Consider the following 21,379-nt stretch of genomic DNA (forward strand, 5'->3'; position numbering starts at 1 on the left):
CGATAGTGGTATTCAGGATTTTTGGTTATTCCTGTGCTGGCTGATCTACCGCCATCGCGAGCAGGCTCGCTCCTACAGGGGAATGCGGTCAACTGTAGGAGCGAGCCTGCTCGCGATGAGGCCGGGACAGGCGATAAAGACCTTTAGGCCGGCGCCATTTCCTGCGCCAACCCCAGAAACGCCGCCGGTAGCCGCGCGCCTTTGCGCTCCTTGAGGCAGTACAGATACTCGGGAATCTGCGGCGCATTCTCGATGGTCAGCACCCGCAACTGCGGATCATGGGGCACTTCCTGGCGGGCAATGATGCTGATACCGATATTGCGCAGCACCGCTTCGCGAATCGATTCGCGGCTGCCGATTTCCAGCCGCGGGCCGAAACACACGCTGGCGCTGGCCAGCAACTCTTCGGTCAAACGACGGGTGGTCGAACCCGGTTCGCGCATCAGCAGGGTATGCCCGGCCAATGCACTGAGCGAAATGCGATCGTGAACCGCCAGCGGATGATTGCGATGCACCGCCAGCACCAGCGGATCACTGCCGAGCACCCGGCGAATCAACCGCGCGTCATCGAGCAATTGCGACGACGCCGCGACATCGACCCGATAATCCTCCAGCGCTTCAAGCACCTGTTGGGAGTTGCCGATTTCCACCGACACCTCCACTTGCGGCAGACGTTCGCGGAATGTTTTCACCAGGTCGAGGATGTAATATGGCGCCGTAGCGGCAATGCGCAATGAGCCCTGGACCTGGCCGCAGTTACGCAGGAAAAACTCGATGTCGGCCGCCTGTTGCATCAGCACCTTGACCATCGGTAGCAGCCGCGCGCCCTCTTCGCTGACACTGAGACGCCGGCCACCACGGTAGAACAGCTCGACCGAATACTGACTTTCGAGGTTGCGGATCTGCGTCGTCACCGTCGGCTGGCTCAGGCCGAGCTTTTTTGCAGCCTGGGTAATGCTGCCCAGGCGGGCCACCATGTAAAACGCCTTCAGCTCGGCACTCAGCACAACCGTCCCTCATCCTTTACTTGCGCAGCAGGCGCAAACCGTTGAACACCACCAGCAAACTCACGCCCATGTCGGCGAACACGGCCATCCACATGGTAGCGAGCCCGGCGAAGGTTACCCCAAGAAAGATCGCCTTGATGACCAAAGCCAGGACGATGTTCTGCTTGAGGATGCTCGATGTCTGGCGCGACAGGCGAATGAATGCCGGGACTTTGCGCAGATCGTCGTCCATCAGGGCGACATCGGCGGTTTCGATCGCGGTATCGGTGCCTGCGGCGGCCATGGCGAAACCGATCTCGGAGCGCGCCAGTGCCGGAGCGTCATTGATGCCATCGCCGACCATACCGACCCGATGCCCTTGGGCATAAAGGGCATCGATGGCCTGCAATTTGTCACCCGGCAACAGGTCGCCCCTGGCCTCGTCGATGCCGACTTGCGCGGCAATGGCTTGCGCAGTGTGGACGTTATCGCCCGTGAGCATCAGGGTTTTGATGCCCAGGTCATGCAGTTGCCGGATGGCTTCGCGGCTGGACGCTTTTACCGTATCGGCGACGGCGAACAGTGCCAATGGCCCGGACTGATCAAGCAGCAGCACCACCGACTTGCCCTGTTTTTCCAGGGCGAACAGTTTCTCTTCCAGCGCCGGCGAGCACAGCCCCAGATCCTCCACCAGTCGATGGTTGCCCAAATGGTAGAGCTGGCCGTTGATTTCGCCGCGCACACCGCGCCCGCCCAGCGCTTCGAAGTTATCCACAATAAGCGTCGCGGTTGGGTTATCCACAGCCGCTTTGGCAATGGCCTGGGAAACCGGGTGATCCGAGCGCCTGGCCAGCGCGGCGGCAATGGCAGGCGCCGAATCGTCGGCGGTCGGATCCAGCGACAGGTAATCGGTCTGCACCGGTTTGCCGTGGGTGATGGTGCCAGTCTTGTCCAGGGCCAGGTAGTCGAGCTTGTAACCGCCCTCCAGATAGACGCCGCCCTTGACCAGGATGCCTTTGCGCGCTGCCGCCGCGAGGCCACTGACGATGGTCACCGGCGTGGAAATCACCAGCGCACAGGGGCAGGCCACCACCAGCAGCACCAGCGCCCGATAAATCCAGTCGAACCACAACGCGCCCATGAACAAAGGCGGGATCACCGCCACGACCAGAGCCAGAACGAACACCACCGGGGTGTAGATTTTCGAGAAGCTGTCGACGAAACGCTGGGTCGGCGCCCGCGCGCCCTGCGCTTGTTCGACCGCGTGAATGATGCGGGCCAGGGTCGAGTTGTCGGCCGCAGCGGTTACTTCATATTCCAGGGATCCGGCCTGATTGATGGTGCCGGCGAATACTTTGTCGCCGACGGTTTTCTCCACCGGCATGCTTTCACCAGTGATTGGCGCCTGATCGATGGTCGAGCGACCGGACAGCACTTCGCCGTCCAGGCCGATGCGCTCACCGGGGCGGACCCGCACCCGCGCGCCGAGCCCAATGGATTTGGCATCCTGCTCAAGCCAGCTCCCGTCAGCCTGCAACACCGTTGCCGTGTCCGGGGTCATCTGCATCAGGCCACCGATGGCATTGCGCGCGCGATCGAGGGACCTGGCTTCGATCAACTCGGCCACAGTGAACAGGAACATCACCATTGCCGCTTCCGGCCACTGGCCGATCAGCACCGCGCCGGTCACGGCAATGCTCATCAGCGCATTGATGTTCAGGTTGCGGTTCTTGAGGGCAATCCAGCCTTTTTTGTAGGTACCGAGGCCACCGCAGAGGATCGAAACAAGCGCAATAACCGCCACCACCCAGTTCGGCGCGGAACCGGTGAAGTGGATAACTTCTGCCAGCAATGCACCAACACCGGACAGTGTCAAGGGCCACCATGGCTTTTGCCGGGGCACCGGTGTCGGGGTTTCAGCACCCTGGTCCATCGGCTCGGCCTGCATTCCCAAGGATTTGATGGCTTCGACGATCGGCTCGATACCGGGCAAATCGTGGGTCACGCCAAGCACCCGATTAATCAGATTGAACTCCAGCTGCTGCACACCGGTCAGTTTGCTTAGCTTGTTCTGGATAAGCGTCTGTTCGGTTGGACAGTCCATCGCCTCGATGCGAAAACTGCTCAGTCGGGCTCCGGGCGTCGACGATTCGCTCAGTCTTATCAACGCGGGCGCCGCCGCCCTGGATGAACAGCAGGAATCGCCGTGACCGCCGTGGTCATGTTTTTGCACGGGCTTGAGCTTGTGGTTGTGCCCGTGTTCAGGCCCGGGTTTGTGTGAATGCAGGGAATCGCTCATTGGTTGCGTCCATAAGAGTGCCTGTTGCCAAGTAAAGACCCTGTAGCCACTATAGGGTCAAGCACCCTTTCTGGAGTTTTGGAGATTGGCGTCATGAAAATTGGAGAATTGGCGAAACTCACGGACTGCGCCGTGGAAACGATCCGCTACTACGAGCGCGAGAGCCTTCTGCCGGAACCGGCACGCAGTGATGGCAATTATCGCCTCTACACCCAGGCCCACGCCGAGCGCCTGACCTTCATCCGTAACTGTCGCACCCTCGACATGACGCTTGAGGAAATCCGCAGCCTGCTGGCCTTTCGCGACAGTCCGCAGGACCAGTGCGAAAGCGTCAACGCGTTGATCGACGAGCACATCCATCACGTCAGGGCGCGGATCGACGGCTTGCTGGCCTTGCAGACACAACTGCTCGACCTGCGCCAACGCTGCGACGAGGGGCCAGGTATCGATCAATGCGGGATTTTGCAGCGGCTGGAAGTGAATGGCGGGGTTGTGACGACGGAGGTGGAGCATTCCCATGTCGGCCGCAGTCACGGCCACTAAGCACACCACCTAACCCCTGTAGGAGCGAGCTTGCTCGCGATGAATTCGACGGCAACGCATTTTTCCAGACAGTACGCGTCATCGTTCACGTCCATCGCGAGCAGGCTCGCTCCTACAGGGGGACGGCGTGAGGCGTTAAACCGCCATCGGCGCGGTCATCGGTGCGTGGTGCTCGTAGCCTTCCAGGGAGAAATCGCCCGGTTCCACCAGCTCCAGCCACTCCGGCTGATACACACCCGTCTTGGCAAACTCCGGCACACGCTCGGAAATCACCAGTTTCGGCATCGGGAACGGCTCGCGCTTGAGCTGTTCGTTGAGCATGTCCAGGTGGTTTTCGTAGACGTGGGCATCACCGATGAAATAGGTGAACCAGCGCGGCGTGTACCCGGTCAGGCGACCGATCAGGCTCAGCAGCGCGGCGCCTTCGGTGAGGTTGAACGGCGTGCCCAGGCCCAGGTCGTTGGAGCGGATGTAGAGGGTCAAGGAAATCTCCCTAGTCTCGACATTCGGGTGGAACTGGTATAGCAAGTGGCACGGCGGCAGGGCCATTTCGTCGAGCTGGGCGACGTTCCAGCCGTGAAAGAGGATGCGACGGCTGCCCGGGTCCTTGATGATGGTGTCGACGCACTGGCGGATCTGGTCGATCGCCTTGTACAGCACCACATAAGCCCGGCCATCCTCTTCGCCTTCGGCGATCTGACGATAGCCTTGGCTCAGGGTCTGCTCGATGGCGGCCGGGTTGCTGAGCGGAATCTGCTTGTACGCCGGCCACTTACGCCATTGCACGCCGTAGATTTCGCCAAGGTCGTCTTCGCCCTGACGGAACGGGTTGGCCAGCCACTGGGCGTTTTCGTTGGCGTTCTGGTCCCAGACCTTGCAGCCCAGGGCACGGAACTCGGCAGCGTTGTTCACGCCACGCAGGAATCCGCACATTTCGCCGATGGCCGATTTGAACGCCATCTTGCGCGTGGTGATCGCCGGGAAGCCTTCCTGCAGGTCATAACGCAGCATCGCACCGGGAAAACTGATGGTGTTCACGCCGGTACGGTTGGCCTGCTTGGTGCCGTTCTTGATGACGTGGGCGACCAGTTCGAGATATTGCTTCATGAGTTACCTGTGTCCTTGAACCCGGGACCGAAGCCCCGGGATTCGAATTTTATACAGCTGCCGCTGGAGCCGACGGAGCGCGGTGATACGCCAGCCAGATCAAGAGCAGCCCACCGACGATCATTGGCACGCACAGCACCTGCCCCATGGTCAGCCAGTTCCAGGCCAGGTAGCCCAGTTGCGCGTCCGGCACACGGACGAACTCGACGATGAAACGGAAGATGCCATAGAACAGCGCGAACATCCCCGATACCGCCATGGTCGGCCGCGGCTTGCGCGAGAACAACCAGAGGATGGCGAACAGTGCCACGCCTTCCAGCGCGAACTGGTACAGCTGCGACGGGTGACGCGCCAGTTGCGCCGGATCGGTCGGGAAGATCATCGCCCAAGGCACGTCAGTCGCCTTGCCCCACAACTCGGCGTTGATGAAGTTACCGATGCGCCCGGCGCCCAGGCCAATCGGTACCATCGGCGCAACGAAATCCATCAGCTGGAAGAACGACTTGTTGTTCTTTTTACCGAACCACAACGCCGCCAGCATCACGCCGATGAAACCGCCGTGGAATGACATGCCGCCCTTCCACACTTCGAAAATCAGCGTCGGGTTGGCCAGATAAGCACTCAGATCGTAGAACAGCACGTAACCCAGTCGCCCGCCAACGATCACCCCCATCGACATCCAGAACACCATGTCGGAGAGTTTCTCCCTGGTCCAGGTCGAGTCGAAGCGGTTCAAGCGGCGGGACGCCAGCAGCCAGGCGCCGCCGATGCCGATCAGGTACATCAGACCGTACCAGTGGATTTTCAGCGGACCGATGGCCAGGGCCACCGGGTCGATCTGCGGGTAAGGCAGCATTGCGACTCCTCGTTAGAGTTCAAATCTTAAAAATTCCCGGGCGACGCTGCCACCTCAGGATTAAGCCAGGATTGCGCTGCTGGTCAGAGCAGATGCTTCAGACTAGAAAGTTCAGACCGACGCAGAACAGCAAAGCGGCAAACAGCCTTTTCAGCAACTTCGGTGACAACCTGTGGGCCAATCGCGCGCCCAAGCGGGCGAACACCATGCTGGTCAGGGCAATGCCCAGCAACGCCGGCAAATAAATGAAACCGAGACTATGGGCCGGGAGCAACGGATCGTGCCAGCCCAGAATCATGAAACTTAATGCACTGGCCAGGGCAATCGGCAGACCGCAGGCCGACGAAGTAGCCACGGCTTGCTGCATCGGCACGCTGCGCCAGGTCAGGAATGGTACGGTCAGCGAACCTCCACCGATGCCGAAAATCGCCGAAGCCCAGCCAATTGCGCTGCCGGCCACGGTCAGACCGAGTTTGCCCGGCACGGTTCGGCTGGCCTTGGGTTTGACTTCCAGCGCCAGCTGAGCGGCGATCACCAAGGCAAATACACCAATGAGTTTCTGCAGGTTGGGGCCGGAAATCGCTTCCGCCGTCAGCGCGCCGAATCCGGCACCGACCAGAATGCCGACGGTCATCCACATGAAGATCGGCCAACGCACGGCGCCACGGCGGTGATGCTCTCGTACCGCGTTGACCGAGGTAAAGATGATCGTCGCCAGGGAGGTACCCACTGCCAGGTGCGTGAGGATCGACGGATCGAACCCTTGAGCCTTGAAGCTGAACACCAGCACCGGCACGATGATGATCCCGCCGCCCACGCCAAACAGCCCGGCGAGTACACCTGCACAGGCGCCGAGCGCCAGATAGAGCAGAAATTCCATGGTTGTCTCGCCCGCATCCCAAAACCGGAGCGGCATGGTAACGGATGCATGGCCTCAAGCTCCACTGCGCAAGGCGATGGATCGATGAGCGATGTCTGAGTAGAGTGAGCAAAAAACACACAAGGACAGCCTGATGTGCCTGATTGTTTTTGCCTGGCGACCGGGTCATGCCCAACCGCTGGTCGTGGCGGCCAATCGCGATGAGTTCTACGCCCGCCCCAGCCTGCCTCTGGCGCCATGGCCCGAAGCGCCGCACGTACATGCGGGGCGCGACCTCGAGGCCGGTGGCACCTGGCTCGGTGTCGGTGCCAACGGACGTTTTGCGGCGCTGACCAATATCCGAGATCCCAATCGACCGCCAGGGAGCAAGTCTCGTGGGGAGTTGGTCGCGCGCTTTCTAACCGGGGAAATGCCAATTGACGACTATTTAGCCGACGTTGTCGACCGTTCGCAGGAATATGGTGGCTTTAACCTGTTGGTCGGCAATGCCAATGAACTCTGGCACTTCAATGCCCGGGAACCGGCAGCGGTAATGTTGGCCCCGGGGATCTACGGGTTATCCAATGCAGGGCTGGATACACCCTGGCCGAAGTTGCTCAAGGCCAAGGCGGCATTGAGCGAGGTGCTGGATGATCCGCAGCCTCAGGCGTTGCTGGCATTATTGAGCGATGCGCAGACCGCTCCGCTTGCCGAGTTGCCGGATACCGGCGTGGGACTGGCCACCGAGACGTTGCTGTCGAGCGTGTTCATTGCCAGTCAGAGTTATGGAACGCGGGCGAGTACGGCGTTGATTGTGCAGGCGGATGGGACGTTGCATATGGTCGAAAGGAGTTTCGGACCGTTTGGTGGGCATCTTGGGGAAGTAGAGATCAGGCTTTAGATATTTGTCGTCAGGACCGGCCCCTTCGCGGGCAAGCCCGCTCCTACAGTTTTCGTGACGCTCACAAAATACGCGAACGACTCAATTTTGTAGGAGCTGGCTTGCCAGCGAAGAGGCCATCCGCCCTTTAGAGGGGCTTGATCGCCGCCGGATTGATCATCCGCGCCAGCCCGAGGTTCTTCAGCGCCAGTTGCAACGAGCTGTGAATCACTTGCGGGTTGTCGATGGTCATCAGTTCGGCCAGCAATTCCTTGGCCTTGCTCAGGTTGATCTGGCGCAGCATCCACTTCACTTTCGGCAAGTTGGTGGCGTTCATCGACAGGCTGTCGAAACCCATCGCCATCAATAGCACCGCCGCCGCCGGGTCACCGGCCATTTCGCCGCAGATGCTCACCGGCTTGCCTTCGGCATGGGCATCGCGCACCACAGTTTGCAGGGCTTGCAGCACCGCCGGGTGCAGGTAGTCGTAAAGATCGGCCACCCGCGGGTTGTTGCGGTCCACGGCCAGCAGGTACTGGGTCAGGTCATTGGAACCGACTGACAGGAAGTCCACTTGCCGCGCCAGTTCCTTGGTCTGATAAACAGCGGCCGGAATCTCGATCATCACGCCAACCGGCGGCATCGGCACGTCGCAGCCTTCGTCGCGGACTTCACCCCAGGCACGGTGGATCAGATGCAGGGCTTCCTCCAGCTCGTGGATGCCAGAAATCATCGGCAGCAGGATGCGCAAATTGTTCAGGCCTTCGCTGGCCTTGAGCATGGCGCGGGTCTGCACCAGGAAGATTTCCGGGTGGTCGAGGGTGACGCGAATGCCGCGCCAGCCGAGGAACGGGTTGTCTTCCTTGATCGGGAAGTACGACAGCGATTTGTCGCCGCCGATGTCCAGGGTGCGCATGGTCACCGGTTGCGGATGAAACGCGGCGAGCTGCTCGCGGTAGATCGCCAGTTGTTCCTTTTCGCTCGGGAAACGCTGGTTGATCATGAACGGTACTTCGGTGCGGTACAGGCCCACGCCTTCGGCACCGCGTTTTTGCGCGCGCGCCACGTCCGCCAGCAGGCCGGTGTTGACCCACAGCGGCATGCGGTGGCCATCGACCGTCACGCACGGCAGATCGCGCAGCGCATCCAGCCCGAGGGCCAGTTGTTTCTCTTCCTCGACCACCTCGGCGAACTGCTTGCGCAGCACTTCACTCGGGTTGGTGTAGACCTCGCCGTGGAAGCCATCGACGATCATCTGGATGCCGTCGACCTTGGAGTACGGCAAGTCGACCAGGCCCATCACGGTCGGAATGCCCATGGCGCGGGCCAGGATGGCAACGTGGGAGTTGCCGGAACCGAGTACCGACACCAGGCCGACCAGCTTGCCTTCCGGCACCTCGCCGAGCATCGCCGGCGTCAGTTCTTCGCTGACCAGAATGGTGTTGTCGGGGTAGACCAGGGTTTGCTGACGCTCTTCCTGCAAGTAAGCCAGCAATCGCCGACCAAGGTCCTTGACGTCCGAGGCCCGCTCGCGCAGGTAGGCGTCGTCCATCAATTCGAAACGGTTGACGTGATCGGTGACCACCTGGCGCAAAGCGCCCTGGGCCCACTGCCCGGTCTTGATCACAGTGGTGACTTCGCTGCCCAGCGCGGCATCGTCGAGCATCATCAGGTAGACGTCGAACAAGGCCCGCTCTTCCGGGCGCAGTTGGGTGGCGAGTTTGGCGGACAAGGTGCGCATGTCGGCCCGCACGCCTTCGATGGCGGTCTTGAACAAACCGAGTTCGGCATCGATGTCGGTGATGTTCTTGTCCGGCACCACGTCCAGATCGGCGGGCGGCAACATGACCACCGCCGTACCGACTGCCGCACCCGGCGAACCCGGAACGCCGATGAACTTGGCCTCCTGAATGCCTTTACCCTGACGGCCCAGGCCGCGGATCGAACCGGTGGCCTCGGCGTGGGCGATAACACCGGCGAGCTGCGCGCTCATGGTCACGAGGAAGGCCTCTTCACCTTCATCGAACTGGCGACGTTCTTTTTGCTGGATGACCAACACGCCGACAACGCGGCGGTGGTGAATGATCGGTGCCCCGAGGAATGAGGCAAAGCGCTCTTCACCGGTCTCGGCGAAGTAGCGGTAGCGCGGGTGATCCGCAGCGTTTTCGAGGTTCAGGGGTTCTTCGCGCGTACCGACCAGGCCAACCAGACCTTCGTTGGGTGCCATGCTGACTTTACCGATCGAGCGCTTGTTCAAGCCTTCGGTGGCCATCAGCACGAAGCGGTTGGTCTCGGGGTCAAGCAGGTAGACCGAGCAGACCTGGCTGCCCATGGCCTCTTTGACGCGCAACACAATAATCCCCAACGCCGCCTTGAGATCCTTGGCGGAGTTAACTTCCTGGACGATCTTGCGCAGCGTATTGAGCATGGCTCGGGGTCGAACTCCGTCGTCAGTCGCGCGCTAAAAGGCGCGGGGCAAGCTCTTTGAGAGCGCGTCGATACACCTCGCGCTTGAATGTCACCACCTGGCCTAACGGATACCAATAGCTGACCCAGCGCCAGCCATCGAATTCCGGTTTACCGGTCAAATCCATCCGCACCCGCTGCTCGTTGGAGATCAGGCGCAGGAGAAACCATTTCTGTTTCTGGCCGATGCACAGCGGTTGGCTGTGGGTACGCACCAGACGTTGCGGCAAACGATAGCGCAACCAGCCCCGGGTGCAGGCAAGAATTTCAACATCTTCGCGCTCAAGGCCAACTTCTTCGTTCAGCTCGCGGTACAAGGCGTCTTCCGGCGTCTCTTCGGGGTTGATTCCCCCCTGCGGAAATTGCCAGGCATCTTGATTGATTCGGCGAGCCCATAGCACCTGGCCGGCGTCATTCGTCAGAATGATCCCGACATTGGGGCGAAAACCATCGGGGTCGATCACGGCAACAACCTCGCAAACGCATGTCGCCGCATTGTTCCACAAAGGTTGTGAAGGCGGCAACGAAGGTTCCTACCTTATGTGCACTCTTGTGAAAAGACCGTATTCTTGTCGCCTTTTTACTGACTTTTCAGCGGGTAACTGCGATGCGCCTGGCTTTATTCGATTTGGACAACACCCTTCTGGGCGGTGACAGCGATCACGCTTGGGGCGATTACCTGTGCGAGCGCGGCTTTCTCGACGCCGTCGCCTACAAGGCTCGCAACGATGAGTTCTACCAGGATTACCTGGCCGGCAAACTCGATAATGCCGCTTACCTGAACTTCTGCCTGGAAGTCCTCGGCCGCACCGAAATGGCCACGCTGGATCAGTGGCACAGCGATTACATGCGTGACTGCATCGAACCGATCGTGCTGCCCAAGGCCATCGACCTTTTGGCCAAACACCGCGCAGCCGGCGACAAACTGGTGATCATCACTGCGACCAACCGCTTCGTCACCGGGCCGATTGCCGTGCGCCTGGGCGTCGAAACCCTGATCGCCACCGAATGCGAAATGGTCGACGGCCGCTACACCGGGCGCAGCACCGATGTGCCGTGCTTTCGCGAAGGCAAGGTGACGCGCTTGAATCGGTGGCTGGAAGAAACCGGGTATACGCTGCAAGACAGCTACTTCTACAGCGACTCGATGAATGATTTTCCGTTGCTGGAGCAGGTGGCCCATCCGGTGGCGGTCGATCCGGACCCGAATCTGCGGGCCGAGGCCGAGAAGCGGGGTTGGCCGGTGATTTCGTTGCGCGACTAAAATTGCTATCGCGAGCAGGCTCACTCCTACATTGGAATGCGTTCCCCTGTAGGAGTGAGCCTGCTCGCGATTGGGTCGATACAGTCTTCAGCCTTAAACAGGCTTGGCACCCATCAACCCGGCAATGGCCACAAGACAGACAAAACTGAACGACGCCAAGGCAAAGGTGAATTTCCCCCCGCCACCTGGCGTCTTGCGCAGCTTGTTCAGCCGCACCAGCAACCAGAACCACGCAAGCGCCGCCACGGTGTACAGCACACTGGACGCCAGCAACCAGGTCTGCCCCAATGGCCAGCCCACCAGATGCACCATCCACCAGCCGGTAAACGGCATGCTCAGCAGCGCCAACCCCATCAACAGCCAGACAAATACACGTGGCCGTTGCAGGGTGCGGCTTCCCGCCGTCGCATCACCCTTGCGCCGCGCAAGCAAAACCCAGACGCCCAGACCCGACGCACAAGCCAGCAGTACAACCGTTGCCACCATGTGCGCCATTTTCAGGGCAGTTAACGTTTCCATTGTCAGATTTCCTTATAACCTGCCCGTCAGCGTAGCCGTTCAGCCAAGAAACAGCTGATAGGCCGGGTTGTCGCTTTCGTCCCAGTACGGGTAACCGATTGCTTCGAGCGCCGCTGGCACCAGGTGGCGCTCGTCGTGGGGCACTTGCAGGCCTGCGACGACCCGGCCATCCGCAGCGCCATGGTTGCGGTAGTGAAACATCGAGATGTTCCAGCGCCCGCCAAGCTTGTTGAGGAAGTTGAACAGCGCGCCCGGACGCTCCGGGAATTCGAAGCGCAGAATCACTTCATCGACCACATGCGCCGCACGCCCACCGACCATGTGGCGGATGTGCAGCTTGGCCAGTTCGTTGTCGGTCAGGTCCAGCACCGGGAAACCCTGCTCGCTCAGGCTGGCGAGCAACGCGCTGCGCGGGTCGTTTTCCGGGTGTGTCTGCACACCGACAAAGATGTGCGCTTCGCTGCCGGTGTTGTAGCGGTAGTTGAATTCGGTGATCTGGCGTTTGCCGATGGCCTCGCAGAACGCCTTGAAGCTGCCCGGCTTTTCGGGAATGGTCACGGCGATGATGGCTTCGCGGCCCTCGCCCAGCTCCGCACGCTCGGCAACGTGGCGCAGGCGATCGAAGTTGACGTTGGCCCCGGAGTCGATGGCCACGAAGGTCTGACCGCTGACGCCGCGCTGCTCGACATATTTCTTGATCCCGGCCACGCCCAAGGCGCCGGCAGGTTCGGTGATCGAGCGGGTATCGTCGTAGATATCCTTGATGGCGGCACAGATTTCGTCGGTGCTGACGGTGATCACTTCATCGACATGGTCTTTGCAGATGTCAAAGGTGTGCTGACCGATCTGGGCCACCGCAACGCCGTCGGCGAAGAGGCCCACGGTCGGCAACACCACACGCTCGCCGGCCGCCATGGCCGCTTGCAGGCAATTGGAGTCATCCGGTTCGACGCCGATGACCTTGATGTCCGGGCGCAGGTACTTCACGTACGCCGCGATGCCGGCGATCAGGCCGCCGCCGCCCACCGGGACGAAAATCGCGTCCAGTGGCTGCGGGTGCTGGCGCAGAATTTCCATCGCCACGGTGCCCTGCCCGGCAATGGTGTGAGGATCGTCGTAAGGATGAATGTAGACATAGCCCTTTTCGTCGACCAGTTTCAGCGAGTAAGCCAGAGCTTCCGGGAACGAATCGCCGTGCAGCACCACCTTGCCGCCACGGGAGCGCACGCCTTCGACCTTGATCTCCGGGGTGGTCTTGGGCATGACGATGGTCGCTTTCACGCCCAACACCTTCGCCGCCAGGGCCAGGCCTTGGGCATGGTTGCCCGCCGACGCGGTGACCACACCGCGAGCGCGTTCTTCTTCGCTCAACTGGGTCAACTTGTTGTAGGCGCCGCGAATCTTGAACGAGAACACCGGCTGCAAGTCTTCGCGCTTGAGCCAAATGCTGTTACCCAGCCGCTCGGAGAGCTGGCGGGCAGACTGCAACGGGGTTTCTACGGCAACGTCATAAACGCGCGAGGTGAGGATCTTTTTGACGTACTGTTCAAGCATCGGAAAGCATCACTGAGCGGGTTGGGCGGGACCACGGAGTCTAACCCGGCTTTCAGCCACACGACCACACTAAACCGGTGGTTTTAGGGTGTGGAGTTCCATTGTGGCGAGGGGGCCTGCCCCCGTTCGGCTGCGCAGCAGTCGTAAAACCTGTGCATGCGATCTGTCTGAACAGATGCAGGGGAGCGCTTCGCACTCCAACGGGGGCAAGCCCCCTCGCCACAGGTGTTTCCCCCTGCACCACCGCGGGGCCTATAATGCCGGCCTTTCGTTCCCTCCTCGGCACCCCGGAGCCCGCATGAACCAGGATCAACTCAAACAGGCAGTGGCTCAGGCCGCCGTCGACTTCATCCTTCCGAAACTCGACGACAAGAGCATCGTCGGGGTCGGCACCGGCTCCACCGCCAACTGCTTCATCGATGCCCTGGCCCAGCACAAAGGTGCGTTCGACGGCGCGGTCGCCAGTTCCGAAGCCACCGCCGCGCGCCTCAAGGGCCACGGCATTCCGGTGTACGAACTGAACACCGTCAGCGACCTGGAGTTCTACGTCGACGGAGCCGATGAAAGCGACGAACACCTGAACCTGATCAAGGGCGGTGGCGCCGCCCTGACCCGCGAGAAGATTGTCGCGGCCGTGGCCAAGACCTTCATCTGCATCGCCGACGCCAGCAAACTGGTGCCGGTCCTCGGTACTTTCCCACTGCCGGTGGAAGTGATCCCGATGGCCCGCAGTCACGTGGCCCGCGAGCTGGTGAAGCTCGGCGGCGACCCGGTTTACCGCGAAGGCGTACTGACCGACAACGGCAACATCATCCTTGACGTGTTCAACATGCAGATCACCAATCCGGTGGAGCTGGAGACGCAGATCAATGCGATCGTCGGCGTGGTCACCAATGGTTTGTTCGCGGCGCGCCCGGCGGACCTGCTGCTGCTGGGTACCAGCGAAGGTGTAAAAACCCTGCGCGCGCAGTAAGCCACACACCACCTTTGCACTCTGTAGGAGCTGGCTTGCCAGCGAAGAGGCCGTAACATTCAACATCAATGTTGGCCGTTACATCGCTTTCGCTGGCAAGCCAGTTCCTACACGAGCCGGGCAAGCTTCAGGGCTGTCCTGGTTTCCTGAAAACGTAAAAAAGGTTTGGCTCACTGACGAGGTACAGCGTACCGTCGTCATCCATGGCAACCCCTTCCGCTTGCGGTACGCTTTTCTGCAAGCCGTGCTGCCACTTGCTCAATGACATTGTGCTCAGCGGACGCCCATCCACATCCAGCTCCAGAATCAATCGCGACTCATCCGACAGCGCCAGCAAATGCCCGCTACGCTCGTCGTATTGCAAACCCGACAGGTCCCGCACAAACATCCCGGCATCACGCTTGGGGTCGTTGACCACGTGCACTGACCAGGATTCTTCAGGATTGAATCGCGGAAAACCGTACACCTCGTAGATCAGCATCGGGTCGCGCTCCTTGGCCACGAACAGGCGCTTGCCCACTGAATCGTAAGCCAACCCCTCGAAGCCTTTGTTGCTGCCCATGTGCACGCCAATGGTCATCTGTTCGGTGTCTGCCGCGTCGATGAAGGTCGTGTCCTGCTCCAGATGAATTTTGATCAGCCGCTGCTGGCTTTCATCGGTGACCACGTAGGTGTTCTCGCTGATGAATTCCACCGCCTCGGGATCGCCGAAACCGACCAGTGCCACACGGCGCAAGATCCTGCCGTCGAGGGACAACTCGATCAACTCGCTTCGCTTGTTGGTAACAGTGAACAGGCTTTTGCGCACCGGGTCGTAGGTCAATGCTGAAACGTTGTCAACCTGGCCATCGATCACCTGGGCCTCGGTCACGACCCGATATTGGCCCAGGCCGATGGACCCGGGACTCACCGGCTGCCACAGCGTATGCAGATTGAACCAGGCACGCTCGAACAGGCGCATGTGCTGGGCGATCCCGATCAACGCGATCAGCGAGACCGCCGACAGAATCAGAATCAGGGATTTGAGGCGGGCAAATCGACGCATTCGGGTGGGCTCAGGGTCAATACAGGCGGATGAAATATCACGCCCGTCTGAACTGAAGCTTAATGGCCGTGAGCCTTTTACGCATACGCAATCAGCGTAGGAGCTGCCGCAGGCTGCGATCTTTAGCGATCTGGTTGATGCCAGAGTCAAGAGATCGCAGCCTTCGGCAGCTCCTGCACAGAGGCACTACCTCTGTTTTTCGAAGCGATAGAACAGGTTCGGCTCACTCACCATATACAGCGTGCCCGCTTCATCCACGGCCACGCCTTCGGCACGCGGAATGGTATTTTTCAGGCCGTTGAAGCCACGCAGCAAAGCAATGAAACTGACCTGTTCACCCTTATTGTCCAGCTCCAGCAACAGGTGCGATTCGGCGGACAACACCAGCATGTGGCCGGTCCGCGGGTCGATGGCCAGTGCCGACAGGTTGCGCATGTCCAGCGCATGACTGGCCAGCTTCAGCTTGGCGCCGGTAAGGACTTTGCTATCACCTTTCCAGACAAACAATGCCGGCGGGCGCTCTTCGCCCAGCAGCAGCTGCTGATTGCGCGGATCCCAGGTGACACCCTCGAAAGCCTTGTTCTGGTCTTTGGAAGGCCCGAGGTCGTATGTCGGGAAATCAGTGATGTTCAGCTCGCGAGTGTCGGCATCGACCTTGACGATGGCGATCAGGTGGTCGCGCTCATCGACAATAGCCAGTCGGCCGTCGCCCAGCACGGTGACACCCTCTGGGTTGCTCCAGCCGACCAACGGGATTTTGCGCAGCACATCGCCCTGCAAGTTCAATTCGACCAGAAACGGGTTCTTGCCCATGACCGAAAACAGGGTCTTGGTCTGGGGGTCGTAGGCCAAGTCCGATGCTTCGTCCTTCTCCATGCCCGGCAACGGCTTGGCATCGATCACCGCCCGATAGTCGGGAAGCCAGATACTGGCCTGACGCTCGGCCGGGCTCTTGAATTGCTCTTTCACCCAGAGCACGCCCCGCGCATCCCAATGCATGGCAAACGCAACGCCGTAGGCGACAACGACCACCAGCAGTAGCCATATTTGCCAACGCAGGGCGAAGCGTGAGCGGCGGGCAGGTTCAAGCGTGGAAAGCGGAGAAGTGGCCATCAGGGATGCGTTCCAGAAATTCAGGCTAGGGGTAATTGCTGTAGGGGCTGGCTTGCCAGCGAAAGCGGTGTAACAAACAACATGGATGTTGAATGTTGCGGCCTCTTCGCTGGCAAGCCAGCTCCTGCATTGGGCGTGGCGTGATTAGCGAACGCTGCTGGTGAAGCGGCTCGCGCCCGGCAGTTCCAGAACGATCTCGTCACCAACATTCAGCGGACCGACGCCCACTGGTGTGCCAGTCAGAATCACATCACCGGCCTGCAGCGAGAAGCAGCCGGCCATGTGCTGGATCATCGGCACGATCGGGTTGAGCATTGCACTGCTGTTGCCGTCCTGGCGTACCTCACCGTTGATGGTCAGGCGGATACCGATGTCGGTCAGATCGGCAAACGTGCTGCCGGACACGAACGGAGCAATCACTGCCGCACCGTCGAAGGACTTGGCGATTTCCCAGGGCAAACCCTTGGATTTCAGCTCGGCCTGCTTGTCGCGCAGAGTCAGGTCAAGGGCCGGGGCGAAACCGGAGATGGCGTCGAGCACTTCTTCGCGGCTCGGCCTGGTCGACAACGGCTTGCCGATCAAGACCGCGATTTCCGCTTCATAATGCACCGAGCCGCGCTCGGTCGGAATGCTGAAACCGCCTTCCAGCGGCACAACACAACTGCCCGGCTTGATGAACAGAAGTGGCTCGGTCGGTACCGGGTTATCCAGTTCCTTGGCGTGTTCGGCGTAGTTACGGCCGATGCACACCACTTTCCCCAGCGGGAAATGAATACGCGTACCGTCGACATACTGGTGCTGATAGCTCATTACCGATTCCTGCCTTCATGGATGCTTAAAGATTGCAGATCAAACCGCGAAGATCTTGCCCGGGTTCATGATGCCGTTCGGATCGAACACTGCCTTGACCGCTTTCATGTACTCGATCTCGACCGGGGAGCGGCTGTAGGTCAAGTAGTCACGCTTGGTCATCCCCACGCCGTGCTCGGCGGAAATCGAACCGTTGTACTTCTCGACGGTTTCGAACACCCACTTGTTGACGGTGGCGCACTTGGCGAAGAACTCGTCCTTGCTCAGGTTATCCGGCTTGAGGATGTTCAAGTGCAGGTTGCCGTCGCCGATGTGGCCGAACCAGACGATTTCGAAGTCCGGGTAGTGTTCGCCGACGATCGCGTCGATTTCCTTCAGGAACGCCGGGACTTTCGACACGGTGACCGAGATGTCGTTTTTGTACGGCGTCCAGTGGGAAATGGTTTCGGAGATGTATTCGCGCAGTTTCCACAGGTTTTGCAGCTGGGTTTCGCTCTGGCTCATCACGCCGTCCAGTACCCAGCCCTGCTCGACGCAGTGCTCGAAGGTTTCCAGGGCGTGGTTGGCTACATCTTCGGTGGTCGCTTCGAATTCCAGCAGCGCGTAGAACGGGCAGTCGGTTTCGAACGGCGCCGGGACATCGCCACGGCCCATGACTTTGGCCAGGGCCTTGTCGGAAAAGAATTCGAAGGCGGTCAGGTCAAGCTTGCTCTGGAAGGCGTGCAGCACCGGCATGATCGAGTCGAAATCGGCGGTACCGAGGACCATTGCGGTGAGGTTTTTCGGCGCGCGATCCAGGCGCATGGTCGCTTCGACCACGAAGCCGAGGGTGCCTTCGGCGCCGATGAACAGCTGACGCATGTCGTAGCCGGTAGCGTTCTTGATCAGGTCGCGGTTCAGTTCCAGCACGTCGCCCTTGCCGGTGACCACTTTCATGCCGGCGACCCAGTTACGGGTCATGCCGTAGCGAATCACCTTGATCCCGCCGGCATTGGTGCCGATATTGCCGCCAATCTGGCTCGATCCTGCCGAAGCGAAGTCCACCGGGTAGTACAGGCCTTTTTCTTCGGCCACGTTCTGCAAATGCTCGGTGACCACGCCCGGCTGACAAACCGCGGTGCGGTCCGTGAGGTTCACGTCGAGGATCTGGTTCATATAGTCGAACGACACGACCACTTCGCCATTGGCCGCCACGGCAGCAGCGGACAACCCGGTACGACCGCCGGACGGCACCAGTGCCACCTTGTGTTTATTGGCCCACAGGACAATGGCCTGGACCTGCTCGGTGGTCTTGGGGAACACGATGGCGGTCGGGGCCGGGGCGAAATGCTTGGTCCAATCCTTTCCGTAAGCATTCAGAGAGTCGGCATCGGTCAGCACCTTGCCAGGCTCAACCAGGGTCTTCAGCTCATCAATCAGGGCAGGATTGGTCATCGACAGAACTCTCGAACAATTCATGGTCATCCTGAGAACGCTTCACGTCGCAGGAATGAGTGTTTAGCGGGGCGCATATGCTAGCATACCGACCCCGCAGGATAGTGCCCAAGGGCTGTTCTGCGGTGACGGCTTTCCTGCCGCTCGGGTCAGCGTCTGTTGACCATTTCCTGCCATTTTTCTCCGGGATACAGGTTTACGCAGATGAGCAAGACTTCTCTCGATAAGAGCAAGATCAAGTTCCTTCTTCTCGAAGGCGTCCACCAATCGGCTGTCGACGTCCTCAAGGCGGCGGGCTACACCAGCATCGAGTACCTCACCGGTTCTCTGCCGGAAGCCCAGCTCAAGGAAAAGATCGCTGATGCTCACTTCATCGGCATTCGCTCCCGCACTCAACTGACCGAAGAAATCTTCGATCACGCGAAGAAGCTCGTGGCCGTAGGGTGTTTCTGCATCGGCACCAACCAGGTCGACCTGGACGCGGCCCGTGAGCGCGGTATCGCCGTGTTCAACGCGCCGTACTCCAACACCCGTTCCGTAGCGGAGCTGGTGCTGGCCGAAGCGATCCTGCTGTTGCGCGGCATCCCTGAGAAGAACGCTTCCTGCCACCGTGGCGGCTGGATCAAGAGCGCGGCCAACTCCTTCGAGATCCGCGGCAAGAAGCTGGGCATCGTCGGTTACGGTTCGATCGGTACTCAACTGTCGGTCCTGGCTGAAGGCCTGGGGATGCAGGTGTACTTCTACGACACCATCACCAAGCTGCCATTGGGTAACGCTACTCAGGTAGGCAAGCTGCACGAGCTGTTGGCGATGTCCGACATCGTTTCGCTGCACGTACCGGAAACCGCCGCCACCCAGTGGATGATGGGCGAGAAAGAAATCCGCGCGATCAAGAAAGGCGGCATCCTGATCAACGCCGCCCGCGGCACCGTGGTCGAACTGGACGCCCTGGCGGACGCGATCAAGGACAAGCACCTGATCGGCGCAGCCATCGACGTATTCCCGGTGGAGCCACGCTCCAACGAGGAAGAGTTCGAAAGCCCGCTGCGTGGCCTGGACAACGTGATCCTGACCCCGCACATCGGTGGTTCCACCGCTGAAGCCCAGGCCAACATCGGTCTGGAAGTGGCGGAAAAACTGGTCAAGTACAGCGACAACGGTACTTCGGTATCGTCCGTGAACTTCCCGGAAGTGGCCTTGCCGGCTCACCCTGGCAAGCACCGCCTGCTGCACATCCACGAGAACATCCCGGGCGTGATGAGCGAGATCAACAAGGTCTTCGCCGAAAACGGCATCAACATCTCCGGTCAGTTCCTGCAGACCAACGAGAAGGTCGGCTACGTGGTGATCGACGTCGACGCCGAGTACTCGGACCTGGCGCAAGAGAAGCTGCAACACGTCAACGGCACCATCCGTAGCCGCGTGCTGTTCTAAAGAACAGCGGCGAGCTTGCGTGTAATAAAAAGGGAGCCCCTGCGAAGGGGGCTCCCTTTTTTTATTTCACATTGACGGTGATCTTCTCGGAAACGATCGGCGGCTCGAACGGTATGTGGTTGCTATCGCCCAGTTCCAGCTGCAGGGTGTGTTTGCCCGGCGTGAGCGTTATTTCAGCCTGGGTCTGCGCACCGCCGAAATGCAGGTGGTTGGCATCCTTGGGGATCGGCGTACCGGCGGCTGGCAGCTGATCGACGTCGATCAGCACGTGGTGATGACCGGTGTTCTTGGTGGTATCGCCCGCCGGTGCCAAGGCAATGTTCTCGACCGCGAACTTGACGACGACGGTCTGTGGAATCGTCGCACCGTCCTCGGGAGAAACAATGGACACTTCGGCGCCTTTCGGAGCCGGCGTTGCACTGGCCAGCACCGAAACACCCATCAACAGGCCAGCCAAAGCAGCACGTGACATAAAGGTTTTCATTCTCTTCTCCAGTTTTTCCGTAAAATTCGCGTGACCATGACAACTTCATGGCCATTCGTTGTCGAAGGCACTCGACAACCATAGCAAAGCGAGCCTGAATCAGAGGGTCCGCGATAAAAATTCAAAGGAGTGACCATGCGCTTTCTGCCTGGCCTGATCTGCCTGCTACCCCTTTTGAGCCCTTTGGCTCACGCCGAACTGATAGATGACGTCAACGACCGAGGCGAATTGCGTATTGCCGTTGAAGCCAACACACCCCCATTCAATTTCAGGGATGACGACAAACTCACGGGGTTCGAAGTCGAACTGGGCCAACTGCTGGCAAGTGAACTCGATGTCCGGGCCGACTTTGTCGTCACCGACGGCAGCGATCTGCTGACTGGCGTCGAAAGTGGCAAATACGACATCGCCATCAACCACATAGCAGTGACCCCAGACCTCCAGGATCGTTTCGACTTCAGCGAGCCTTACGTTCAAACCCATGCGCAATTGATCGCGCAAAAAGAACAGCCGCGCTCCATTCTGCTGGTGCAGTCGCTGACGGAAGAGAAACCTGAAACCAACCCGGCCGTGAGCCTGGCGATTCCGTTTCAGAAGGGTAATCCGGCGTTCCACGCCAGCCTGGAAAACGCGTTGCAGCGGATCAAGGATGATGGGCGACTGCAAGCGCTGGAGCAGAAGTGGCTGGGGGCGGATGCGGGTGTGGTACCGAAGCTGCAGAACTGAAATAAATGCAGAATCTGTGGGACCAAG

General features: G+C 60.0%; 20 protein-coding genes. 6 read left to right on the forward strand and 14 right to left on the reverse strand.

Annotated elements, in window-relative coordinates; all coding sequences use genetic code 11:
• Positions 1-143: 143 nt before the first annotated feature.
• Positions 144-1,007: a LysR family transcriptional regulator gene (locus tag C8K63_RS13135; protein ID WP_108217097.1), complete on the reverse strand. Its 864-nt coding sequence runs from the start codon at positions 1,005-1,007 to the stop codon at positions 144-146.
• Between the two features lie 16 nt (positions 1,008-1,023).
• Positions 1,024-3,285 (reverse strand): heavy metal translocating P-type ATPase, encoded by a 2,262-nt coding sequence (locus tag C8K63_RS13140; RefSeq protein WP_108217098.1) that lies wholly within the window; start codon positions 3,283-3,285, stop codon positions 1,024-1,026.
• 93 nt (positions 3,286-3,378) lie between these two features.
• On the opposite strand from C8K63_RS13140, the gene cadR reads away from it, so the two are divergent.
• Positions 3,379-3,828, forward strand: coding sequence for a Cd(II)/Pb(II)-responsive transcriptional regulator (gene cadR / locus C8K63_RS13145; protein WP_108217099.1), 450 nt, complete (start codon positions 3,379-3,381; stop codon positions 3,826-3,828).
• A gap of 135 nt (positions 3,829-3,963) precedes the next feature.
• On the opposite strand, the gene C8K63_RS13150 is transcribed toward cadR, so the two are convergent.
• From C8K63_RS13150 to C8K63_RS13160, 3 genes are all read right to left on the reverse strand, one after another.
• The gene (locus tag C8K63_RS13150; RefSeq protein WP_108217100.1) at positions 3,964-4,935 is read right to left on the reverse strand and encodes a thymidylate synthase; all 972 of its coding nucleotides are present in this window, start codon (positions 4,933-4,935) and stop codon (positions 3,964-3,966) included.
• A gap of 49 nt (positions 4,936-4,984) precedes the next feature.
• A complete protein-coding gene (gene lgt / locus C8K63_RS13155) occupies positions 4,985-5,791 on the reverse strand; it encodes a prolipoprotein diacylglyceryl transferase (protein ID WP_108217101.1) in 807 nt (268 codons plus the stop codon).
• 97 nt (positions 5,792-5,888) lie between these two features.
• Complete coding sequence (locus C8K63_RS13160) at positions 5,889-6,671, reverse strand: sulfite exporter TauE/SafE family protein (protein ID WP_108217102.1); 783 nt, start codon at positions 6,669-6,671, stop codon at positions 5,889-5,891.
• 133 nt (positions 6,672-6,804) lie between these two features.
• Here C8K63_RS13160 and C8K63_RS13165 point away from each other — a divergent pair, with 133 nt between their 5' ends.
• Entirely contained in the window at positions 6,805-7,551 is a 747-nt protein-coding gene (locus tag C8K63_RS13165; RefSeq protein ID WP_108217103.1) for an NRDE family protein, read from the forward strand.
• A gap of 127 nt (positions 7,552-7,678) precedes the next feature.
• On the opposite strand, the gene ptsP is transcribed toward C8K63_RS13165, so the two are convergent.
• Together ptsP and C8K63_RS13175 are read right to left on the reverse strand one after the other, a co-directional pair.
• Positions 7,679-9,958 carry a phosphoenolpyruvate--protein phosphotransferase gene (gene ptsP, locus C8K63_RS13170; protein ID WP_108217104.1) on the reverse strand — a complete coding sequence of 760 codons (2,280 nt, stop codon included), beginning with the start codon at positions 9,956-9,958 and terminating at the stop codon, positions 7,679-7,681.
• Between the two features lie 22 nt (positions 9,959-9,980).
• Positions 9,981-10,460, reverse strand: coding sequence for an RNA pyrophosphohydrolase (locus tag C8K63_RS13175; RefSeq protein ID WP_003229203.1), 480 nt, complete (start codon positions 10,458-10,460; stop codon positions 9,981-9,983).
• 143 nt (positions 10,461-10,603) lie between these two features.
• Between C8K63_RS13175 and C8K63_RS13180 the strand changes: the two genes are divergently transcribed.
• Complete coding sequence (locus C8K63_RS13180) at positions 10,604-11,260, forward strand: HAD family phosphatase (protein ID WP_108217105.1); 657 nt, start codon at positions 10,604-10,606, stop codon at positions 11,258-11,260.
• A 93-nt stretch (positions 11,261-11,353) separates the two neighbouring features.
• Here C8K63_RS13180 and C8K63_RS13185 read toward each other — a convergent pair whose 3' ends face one another.
• Positions 11,354-11,779, reverse strand: coding sequence for a DUF2269 domain-containing protein (locus C8K63_RS13185; protein ID WP_108217106.1), 426 nt, complete (start codon positions 11,777-11,779; stop codon positions 11,354-11,356).
• Positions 11,780-11,818: 39 nt separating this feature from the next.
• Positions 11,819-13,333, reverse strand: a complete 1,515-nt coding sequence (gene ilvA / locus C8K63_RS13190; RefSeq protein ID WP_108217107.1) for a threonine ammonia-lyase, biosynthetic — start codon at positions 13,331-13,333, stop codon at positions 11,819-11,821.
• A 298-nt stretch (positions 13,334-13,631) separates the two neighbouring features.
• Between ilvA and rpiA the strand changes: the two genes are divergently transcribed.
• On the forward strand, positions 13,632-14,306 hold the full coding sequence (gene rpiA, locus C8K63_RS13200; protein ID WP_007976402.1) for a ribose-5-phosphate isomerase RpiA: 675 nt from the start codon (positions 13,632-13,634) through the stop codon (positions 14,304-14,306).
• A 127-nt stretch (positions 14,307-14,433) separates the two neighbouring features.
• Here the strand turns inward: rpiA and C8K63_RS13205 are convergent, their stop codons facing one another.
• From C8K63_RS13205 to C8K63_RS13220, 4 genes are all read right to left on the reverse strand, one after another.
• The gene (locus tag C8K63_RS13205; protein WP_108217108.1) at positions 14,434-15,351 is read right to left on the reverse strand and encodes an SdiA-regulated domain-containing protein; all 918 of its coding nucleotides are present in this window, start codon (positions 15,349-15,351) and stop codon (positions 14,434-14,436) included.
• A 186-nt stretch (positions 15,352-15,537) separates the two neighbouring features.
• Entirely contained in the window at positions 15,538-16,464 is a 927-nt protein-coding gene (locus tag C8K63_RS13210) for an SdiA-regulated domain-containing protein (protein ID WP_108217109.1), read from the reverse strand.
• Between the two features lie 144 nt (positions 16,465-16,608).
• The gene (locus C8K63_RS13215) at positions 16,609-17,274 is read right to left on the reverse strand and encodes a fumarylacetoacetate hydrolase family protein (RefSeq protein WP_015097256.1); all 666 of its coding nucleotides are present in this window, start codon (positions 17,272-17,274) and stop codon (positions 16,609-16,611) included.
• Positions 17,275-17,313: 39 nt separating this feature from the next.
• Complete coding sequence (locus tag C8K63_RS13220; protein ID WP_108217110.1) at positions 17,314-18,708, reverse strand: FAD-binding oxidoreductase; 1,395 nt, start codon at positions 18,706-18,708, stop codon at positions 17,314-17,316.
• 204 nt (positions 18,709-18,912) lie between these two features.
• Between C8K63_RS13220 and serA the strand changes: the two genes are divergently transcribed.
• Positions 18,913-20,142, forward strand: coding sequence for a phosphoglycerate dehydrogenase (gene serA, locus C8K63_RS13230; protein WP_108217112.1), 1,230 nt, complete (start codon positions 18,913-18,915; stop codon positions 20,140-20,142).
• Between the two features lie 61 nt (positions 20,143-20,203).
• On the opposite strand, the gene C8K63_RS13235 is transcribed toward serA, so the two are convergent.
• Positions 20,204-20,626: a DUF4399 domain-containing protein gene (locus C8K63_RS13235; RefSeq protein ID WP_108217113.1), complete on the reverse strand. Its 423-nt coding sequence runs from the start codon at positions 20,624-20,626 to the stop codon at positions 20,204-20,206.
• Positions 20,627-20,761: 135 nt separating this feature from the next.
• Here C8K63_RS13235 and C8K63_RS13240 point away from each other — a divergent pair, with 135 nt between their 5' ends.
• Entirely contained in the window at positions 20,762-21,352 is a 591-nt protein-coding gene (locus C8K63_RS13240; protein WP_108217114.1) for a transporter substrate-binding domain-containing protein, read from the forward strand.
• Positions 21,353-21,379 lie beyond the last annotated feature (27 nt).

The organism is Pseudomonas sp. GV085, from assembly GCF_003050925.1.
Classification (GTDB): domain Bacteria; phylum Pseudomonadota; class Gammaproteobacteria; order Pseudomonadales; family Pseudomonadaceae; genus Aquipseudomonas.

Excerpts from the sequence above, each read along its gene's own strand:
- C8K63_RS13140 (WP_108217098.1), bottom strand. The coding sequence starts at position 3,285 with ATGAGCGATTCCCTGCATTCACACAAACCCGGGCCTGAACACGGGCAC.
- cadR (WP_108217099.1), top strand. The coding sequence starts at position 3,379 with ATGAAAATTGGAGAATTGGCGAAACTCACGGACTGCGCCGTGGAAACG.
- C8K63_RS13150 (WP_108217100.1), bottom strand. The coding sequence starts at position 4,935 with ATGAAGCAATATCTCGAACTGGTCGCCCACGTCATCAAGAACGGCACC.
- lgt (WP_108217101.1), bottom strand. The coding sequence starts at position 5,791 with ATGCTGCCTTACCCGCAGATCGACCCGGTGGCCCTGGCCATCGGTCCG.
- C8K63_RS13160 (WP_108217102.1), bottom strand. The coding sequence starts at position 6,671 with ATGGAATTTCTGCTCTATCTGGCGCTCGGCGCCTGTGCAGGTGTACTC.
- C8K63_RS13165 (WP_108217103.1), top strand. The coding sequence starts at position 6,805 with ATGTGCCTGATTGTTTTTGCCTGGCGACCGGGTCATGCCCAACCGCTG.
- ptsP (WP_108217104.1), bottom strand. The coding sequence starts at position 9,958 with ATGCTCAATACGCTGCGCAAGATCGTCCAGGAAGTTAACTCCGCCAAG.
- C8K63_RS13180 (WP_108217105.1), top strand. The coding sequence starts at position 10,604 with ATGCGCCTGGCTTTATTCGATTTGGACAACACCCTTCTGGGCGGTGAC.
- C8K63_RS13185 (WP_108217106.1), bottom strand. The coding sequence starts at position 11,779 with ATGGAAACGTTAACTGCCCTGAAAATGGCGCACATGGTGGCAACGGTT.
- ilvA (WP_108217107.1), bottom strand. The coding sequence starts at position 13,333 with ATGCTTGAACAGTACGTCAAAAAGATCCTCACCTCGCGCGTTTATGAC.
- rpiA (WP_007976402.1), top strand. The coding sequence starts at position 13,632 with ATGAACCAGGATCAACTCAAACAGGCAGTGGCTCAGGCCGCCGTCGAC.
- C8K63_RS13205 (WP_108217108.1), bottom strand. The coding sequence starts at position 15,351 with ATGCGTCGATTTGCCCGCCTCAAATCCCTGATTCTGATTCTGTCGGCG.
- C8K63_RS13210 (WP_108217109.1), bottom strand. The coding sequence starts at position 16,464 with ATGGCCACTTCTCCGCTTTCCACGCTTGAACCTGCCCGCCGCTCACGC.
- C8K63_RS13215 (WP_015097256.1), bottom strand. The coding sequence starts at position 17,274 with ATGAGCTATCAGCACCAGTATGTCGACGGTACGCGTATTCATTTCCCG.
- C8K63_RS13220 (WP_108217110.1), bottom strand. The coding sequence starts at position 18,708 with ATGACCAATCCTGCCCTGATTGATGAGCTGAAGACCCTGGTTGAGCCT.
- serA (WP_108217112.1), top strand. The coding sequence starts at position 18,913 with ATGAGCAAGACTTCTCTCGATAAGAGCAAGATCAAGTTCCTTCTTCTC.
- C8K63_RS13235 (WP_108217113.1), bottom strand. The coding sequence starts at position 20,626 with ATGAAAACCTTTATGTCACGTGCTGCTTTGGCTGGCCTGTTGATGGGT.
- C8K63_RS13240 (WP_108217114.1), top strand. The coding sequence starts at position 20,762 with ATGCGCTTTCTGCCTGGCCTGATCTGCCTGCTACCCCTTTTGAGCCCT.